Consider the following 7,062-nt stretch of genomic DNA (forward strand, 5'->3'; position numbering starts at 1 on the left):
AGTAAGATCATGGTAACATTTTTATTTATCACCGTTCGGAGAAAAATATCACCGTTCACGAAGAGTTTATTACCGCTTACAGAAATTTATAGCTTTTAAAGACTATCCTCCAGGAAGCGCTACGCTAAATGGCTACAAAACGCTTGCTTTCTCATAAACCTTCACAGCCAATAGGGGAAAGGTGATTTCTTTCATGAAAGAGAAGTTGACTTTAGTAGGTAATTAAAATATAATTACTTACGAAAAGTAACTTAAAAAAGAGGAGCAAATAAATTATGAAATTTCATGAAAAACCTTCTACATATATTGAGCTTGTAGAGTTAAAGGTAACAGACCTTGGGCAATCTCTTAAATTTTACGAGGAAGTAATCGGCTTTAAAGTATTAGATAGACAAGCGAGCAAAATTTGGTTAACAGCTGACGGGAAAACTGCTCTTTTATCCATCGAACAACCAGAAAATGTAGTGCTAAAACAGCCTAAAACAACAGGGCTTTATCATTTCGCATTACTTTTACCAAGTCGTGAGGATTTAGGCGCTGTATTAAGATTCTTTGCAGAGAGTGGAATTCGTATTGGTGCAGGAGATCATCTAGTTAGTGAAGCGCTGTATTTAAATGATCCTGATGGGAATGGAATCGAGATTTATAGCGACCGACCAGAATCAGATTGGAACTGGGAAAAGGGTTCTGTTGCAATGGACACTTTAGCAATAGATGCACAAGCTATTTTAGCAGCAGGTGCCAACACGGAATGGAATGGATTACCCGAAGGAACTGTTATGGGGCATATACATTTACAAGTAGCTGATATAGAAGAAGCAAGAGAATTTTATGAGTTAATGGGGTTTGAAGTTGTTACTCCTTACCCTGGGGCTTTATTTATGTCTACTGGAAAATACCATCACCACATCGGCTTGAACACTTGGGCAGGAGCAGGTGCACAACCAGCCTCAGAAAACATGACTGGAATAGAGGCATTTAATATTATTTATCCTTCTATAGAAGAAAGAGAGACAGCGGTAAAAAATTTGCGTGAACAAAATATTTCTGTTCTTGAAGAAAATGAAATTTTCTATACGAAAGATCCATCAGAAAACAAAATTAAAATGGCAGTAAAATAAGGCTTAGTTAAAAAATAGGGTTGATTTATGTTGCAAATAATAAGATTGATTTCCGCGCCAGCCGGACGCTTTCCGCGGGGTGAGCGATAAGCCACCACCCATCGCTTGCGCGCGTGGTTGTGATGTCTTATATGTCTCACTCATCCCGCAGGAGTCGCCGTCTGGTGCTCCAATCAATATATGGAGAACAGCTTTAATTCATCGGTAAAAAGCATATAAATTTTCTTTCATAAACAAATCTGCAAAACTGCCAGACACTTTTAAAAAATTCTTTGTCAAAAATCAACCAATAACTTCAACATAACCTAAATAAGCCAATGCCTCCAATTAGTAGTTGGGGGCATTTTTCTTTATGTCCCAAATGCAATAAAAAAAGACTGGCACATACTCCAGTCTTCTTCCGCATTTTATAATGCCTTCAACATTCCACCATCAATTACTAGGCTTTGGCCTGTCATATAAGTATTTGCCTCAGAGCATAAAAAGGTAATGACCTTGGCAAATTCAGCAGGCTCTCCATATCTGCCCATTGGAATGATTTGTTTAAACCCTTCTCGAACATCGTCTACGGTTATATCACGCTTTTTAGCTGCAATTTCATCTAGCTCTGTTACGCGATCTGTTTGAATACGCCCTGGTCCAACGGTATTAATCAAAATATTATCCTTGCCATATTCTCTTGCAATACTTTTCGACAAACCAACCATACCCAATCGGAAGGTATTCGACAAAATTAGACCATCTAATACTTCTTTAGTAGAAGACGACGAAATGTTTACTATTCTACCGAATTTTTGTGCTTGCATGAATGGAATAGCATGTCGAATGGTACGTATATAGCTAAGCAGATTTTTTTCAAATGCTTCCATCCAGTCTTGGTCGGTTACTTGTCCGAATCCTCCTGGAGATGGGCCACCAGCATTATTGACTAAAATGTCGACTCCACCAAGCTTAGTTTCTGCTTCTTTAAATAATTGAGCAATATCCTCTTCCTTCGTAACGTCACAAACGGTGTAGAAGATATTTGGATTGGAGCTATGTTGTTTAATGTCCTCCATGGTTACCTTTAATTCTTCTTCATTGCGACTAGAGATAAGCACCTTTGCTCCTTCTTGTGCAAACTGTAAAGCGGTTGCTTTTCCTAAGCCCCTACTTGATGCCGTCACTATAACACGTTTATTTTGGAGTCCAAAGTCCATTTTAGTGCTCAACCCTTTCTTTTCATATTTATAAGAATATATTACATTTAATATTCAGATTTGGCAGTGTTAATGATTATATTTCGAAATGATCTTCATTATTTAATTAAACAGCAGCCCTCCAAAGAGCGATTTATACTCTGTTTTTAGTTTGTTAAATATTTTATTTTCACTACTTTATAACTACCTTTTTTTTGTATGCAGAGATAGATAAAATTATTCTTTTTGTCCTAAAAACAGATTAAGAGAAGATTTCACAGATTTTACATCTATATTTAGCGAAGAAACCATCGACAATTGTCGATGGTTTCTTGTTGAAAACCTTATGTATCAAGGTTTGTCCCAAATTTAACGAGAAATTTCCTTGATTACATTAGACGTCTTTTGTAATGAAAATGTTACATAACTGTAAAATAAAAAAGGTTTAAAGAGTGATAAGATGAATATAGTTAAGTTTTCAGAAAATTTATGACGTCGGAGGAACTACATGAACTTGAAGTCTATATCGCAAAAAGTCATTGGTATAATTATTTTATCTATGCTTTTAGTCACAATTCCATATGCAGCTAATACTGAAGCTTCTAGCTCAATAGATTCATCTGAATTAGTATCCACTGCTAAAAACTTAATAGGCATTAAATATCGCGGAGGCGGCACTACTACTGCTGGATTTGATTGTTCAGGGTTTGTAGGCTACGTATTTGATGATTTAGGAGTTAATCTTCCAAGATCATCCGCAGGTATGTATGCAAAAGGATCAAAAGTAGAAAAGGACGATCTTTCATCAGGGGATTTAGTTTTCTTTAATACATCTGGTAAAGGCGTATCGCATGTTGGCATCTACATTGGAGACGGGAAATTTATTCACTCTTCAAGCTCAAAAGGTGTAAAGGTAGATAAGCTAAGCGATCCATACTATTGGGGCAAACGTTTTGTCGGAGCTAAACGAGTAGCAGATGTAACGATGACTGCAAATAAATAAACATATAACAAGGTACCTTATCGGATTAGTCGATAAGGTATTTTTTTATAGCTTCATATAATAATAGCTTTAATCACACTAGGATGGTTTGCATTTAATATATCAATGGTTTTCTTTTTCTAAGCCTTATAATTTTATAGGATAATGGCAATTACACACACATTAAAGGTTCACTGACTTATGATTAACAACTAAAACTCCAATAAAAGCGGAATTATAGTATGAAATATCAAAGTGTTTAAAATACATAATTAGGGTATAAAAGTAATAGCAACATTATTTTCATATACCTCTAGCAGTCGAATAACTTCTTGTAAATAAATTCTTGATTAGGCATAATGAAGAAAATAGAAGGTTATTATTGGTTCTTGTGGGAGGACATAGTATGCAATATAAGAGAAATGAATATTTTCGTTACACATTTGGTGAACCTACTGAAGCAACTTTTCGTCTAATAAAAGACTCGGGAGGTGACCAGCCTGCTGAATTCTCTAATAAGGGGAACTGTCAAATCGTAGATATAAGCCCAAATGGCTTGCGAATGGTCACAGAGCTATCCATTACTATCGAGCTAATAAAGCGAATTGAGATAAGTTTTATTATTGATGAGACCCCGCTAGATATGATAGGTGAGCTTGTTTGGTGCAAGAAGAGTGTACATGGTTTCTTCGAATACGGAGTACGATTAGTTGGGGATCATGACACGGAGCAAAGAATTGTTAATGAACTGAAAGCTCGCCGGCGAAAAGAAGTGGAAAACAAACCCAAAGATGTGACAAGATTCGACAAAAAATAATTATTTTATTTCTTAAAAAGAAGGATATTAAATAGGGATTGTAGAAATATTATATAGAGTTAAATTAAAGGAGGAGTTTACATGCTAAACTTTAACATTCGTGGAGAAAACCTTGAGGTGACTCCTGCAATTCGTGATTACGTTGAGGGCAAGATCGAAAAAGTTGGTCGATACTTTAACGAGGAAATTCAAGCGACTGCAAATGTCAACTTAAAGGTATACAATGACAAACAAACTAAGGTCGAAGTGACAATCCCGATGAAGAATTTAACTTTAAGAGCGGAAGAACGTCATACTGATATGTATGCCGCTATTGATTTAATAGTCGATAAATTAGAACGTCAAATTCGTAAATATAAAACAAAAGTAAATCGTAAAAGCCGTGAGCGTGAAGGGGTTGGAGCTTACTTCGCTGCAATCGATCCGCCAGATGCACCAGTTGCAAGTGCAGAAGAAGACGAATACAATATCGTCCGTACTAAACAATTTGATTTAAAACCAATGGATCAAGAAGAAGCAGTTTTACAAATGAACATGCTTGGTCACAATTTCTTCATCTTTACTGATGCAGACTCAATGGGTACTCATATTGTGTATAAACGTAGAGATGGGAAATACGGTTTAATCGAAACAAACTAATACAACCTGGAAGCTAGTTGTATCATCGTAAATAGATACTTTCTAACGACAAAAAGTGACAAAACTCTTCTCTTACCTAGAGAAGAGTTTTTGTTATGTTTGGGTAATTATAAAGTTTTGAATCTGTGGATAAATTAATGTCTAGCTCCGACGGCTTGCCCCTCGGGGTCAAATGGATAAAAGCTCCGGTGGCTGAGGAACTGCCTCCTCGCATTTCTCCATTTGCCTGTCGGGGCAGAGATAGGCGTCTGCGCTTTTCTTGATGTCTAGCTCCGACGCCTTGCCCCTCGGGGTCAAATGGATAAAAGCTCCGGTGGCTGAAAAAACTGCCTCCTCACTTTTCTCCATTTGCCTGTCGGGGCAGAGATAGGCGTCTATGATTTTCTTATGTTACTCATTTGCGTGACTATGTAACGAATGGTAAAATGGAGAGTAAGACTAAATGGGAAGTGAATATAATATGCTTAACGTTCTGAATAAAGTATTCGATTTAAATAAACGCGAGTTAAAACGATTAGAAAAAATCGCAGATAAAGTAGAAGCATTAGCAGGAGAAATGGAAGCTCTTTCTGATGAAGCATTAAGTGCAAAAACAGTTGAATTCCGTGGCAGACTAGCAGATGGAGAGAAATTAGACCAGCTTCTACCAGAAGCATTTGCCGTTGCGCGAGAAGGGGCTAGACGAGTACTTGGTCTGTATCCTTTCCGAGTACAGATTATGGGTGCTGCTGCATTAAATGAGGGCAATATTGCAGAGATGAAAACCGGGGAAGGTAAAACACTTACCTCCACGATGTCTGTTTATTTAAATGCGTTAAGTGGACAAGGTGTACACGTAGTAACTGTCAATGAATATCTTTCTAGTCGTGATGCAGAAGAGATGGGTAAATTATATAATTTCTTAGGTTTAACGGTAGGATTGAATTTAAATTCTCTTTCTAAAGATGAAAAACGCGAAGCGTACGCTGCTGATGTGACTTATTCAACTAATAATGAGCTTGGCTTCGATTATCTTCGTGACAACATGGTGCTTTATAAAGAAGAAAAAGTACAACGTCCGCTTCATTATGCTGTAATTGATGAGGTCGATTCGATCTTGATCGATGAAGCAAGAACTCCTTTAATTATCTCAGGACAGGCTAACAAAGCCGCAGCTTTATATATGCAGGCCAATGCTTTTGTTCGTACGTTAACGAAGGAAGAAGATTACACCTACGAAGAATCAACAAAAGGTGTTACTTTGACTGATGTCGGCGTGGAAAAAGTTGAAAAAGCGTTCCGTATAGATAACTTGTTTGATTTAACCCATGTCCGCTTAAACCATGCGATTAATCAATCCTTAAAGGCCCATGTTTCTATGCATCTAGATGTAGATTATGTGGTGCAAGACGGGGACGTAGTAATCGTTGACTCCTTCACTGGACGTTTGATGAAAGGTCGTCGCTATAGTGATGGCTTGCATCAAGCTATAGAAGCAAAGGAAGGGTTAGAGGTTCAAAATGAATCCATGACGATGGCTACAATTACGTTCCAAAACTTCTTCCGTATGTATGACAAGCTGTCAGGGATGACTGGTACAGCTAAAACAGAGGAAGAGGAATTCCGTAACATTTATAATATGAATGTTATAGCGATACCAACGAATAAGCCAATTGCTAGAGATGATCGTGCCGATTTAATCTATGCATCTATGAATGGGAAATTTGAAGCGGTTGCTGCAGATATTGCTGAACGAAATAAAAAAGGGCAGCCAGTACTGATTGGTACTGTTGCCATTGAAACTTCTGAAATCATTTCCAAGCTGTTAACAAAGCATGGCATTAAGCATAATGTATTAAATGCAAAAAACCATGAGCATGAAGCAGAAATAATCGCAACAGCTGGACATCTTGGTTCTGTAACGATTGCCACTAACATGGCTGGACGTGGTACAGATATCAAACTTGGAGATGGAGTACTAGAAGTTGGCGGTTTAGCTGTTATTGGTACAGAGCGTCATGAATCTAGACGTATTGATAATCAGCTACGTGGTCGTTCAGGGCGTCAAGGAGATCCAGGGGTAACACAATTCTATCTTTCTATGGAAGATGAACTAATGCGTCGATTTGGTTCAGATAATATGCGTAATATGATGTCTAAGATGGGTATGGATGATTCACAGCCAATCCAATCTAAAATGGTGTCACGCGCGGTCGAATCTGCTCAAAAACGAGTAGAGGGTAACAACTTTGACTCTCGTAAGCGATTGCTGCAATATGACGATGTATTACGGCAGCAACGTGAAATCATCTACAAAGAGCGTAATGAAGTTTTGGAAACAGAAAA

6 protein-coding genes are annotated in these 7,062 nt (G+C 37.6%); 5 read left to right on the plus strand and 1 reads right to left on the minus strand.

What is annotated here, in order from left to right:
- Positions 1 to 275: 275 nt before the first annotated feature.
- Positions 276 to 1,121 carry a VOC family protein gene (locus tag AC06OU_RS02290; protein ID WP_475853687.1) on the plus strand — a complete coding sequence of 282 codons (846 nt, stop codon included), beginning with the start codon at positions 276 to 278 and terminating at the stop codon, positions 1,119 to 1,121.
- A gap of 407 nt (positions 1,122 to 1,528) precedes the next feature.
- Here AC06OU_RS02290 and AC06OU_RS02295 read toward each other — a convergent pair whose 3' ends face one another.
- Complete coding sequence (locus AC06OU_RS02295) at positions 1,529 to 2,320, minus strand: SDR family oxidoreductase (RefSeq protein WP_475853689.1); 792 nt, start codon at positions 2,318 to 2,320, stop codon at positions 1,529 to 1,531.
- A gap of 487 nt (positions 2,321 to 2,807) precedes the next feature.
- Between AC06OU_RS02295 and AC06OU_RS02300 the strand changes: the two genes are divergently transcribed.
- The 4 genes from AC06OU_RS02300 to secA form a co-directional block, all read left to right on the plus strand.
- On the plus strand, positions 2,808 to 3,302 hold the full coding sequence (locus AC06OU_RS02300; protein ID WP_169358843.1) for a C40 family peptidase: 495 nt from the start codon (positions 2,808 to 2,810) through the stop codon (positions 3,300 to 3,302).
- 385 nt (positions 3,303 to 3,687) lie between these two features.
- On the plus strand, positions 3,688 to 4,098 hold the full coding sequence (locus AC06OU_RS02305; RefSeq protein ID WP_475853691.1) for a PilZ domain-containing protein: 411 nt from the start codon (positions 3,688 to 3,690) through the stop codon (positions 4,096 to 4,098).
- 81 nt (positions 4,099 to 4,179) lie between these two features.
- On the plus strand, positions 4,180 to 4,737 hold the full coding sequence (hpf, locus tag AC06OU_RS02310) for a ribosome hibernation-promoting factor, HPF/YfiA family (protein ID WP_475853692.1): 558 nt from the start codon (positions 4,180 to 4,182) through the stop codon (positions 4,735 to 4,737).
- Positions 4,738 to 5,197: 460 nt separating this feature from the next.
- The coding region (secA, locus tag AC06OU_RS02315; RefSeq protein WP_475853693.1) for a preprotein translocase subunit SecA at positions 5,198 to 7,062 on the plus strand (1,865 nt) is incomplete at its 3' end.

The sequence above is a fragment of the Psychrobacillus sp. genome, from assembly GCF_056205495.1.

Excerpts from the sequence above, each read along its gene's own strand:
- AC06OU_RS02300 (WP_169358843.1), top strand. The coding sequence starts at position 2,808 with ATGAACTTGAAGTCTATATCGCAAAAAGTCATTGGTATAATTATTTTA.
- AC06OU_RS02305 (WP_475853691.1), top strand. The coding sequence starts at position 3,688 with ATGCAATATAAGAGAAATGAATATTTTCGTTACACATTTGGTGAACCT.
- AC06OU_RS02295 (WP_475853689.1), bottom strand. The coding sequence starts at position 2,320 with ATGGACTTTGGACTCCAAAATAAACGTGTTATAGTGACGGCATCAAGT.
- hpf (WP_475853692.1), top strand. The coding sequence starts at position 4,180 with ATGCTAAACTTTAACATTCGTGGAGAAAACCTTGAGGTGACTCCTGCA.
- AC06OU_RS02290 (WP_475853687.1), top strand. The coding sequence starts at position 276 with ATGAAATTTCATGAAAAACCTTCTACATATATTGAGCTTGTAGAGTTA.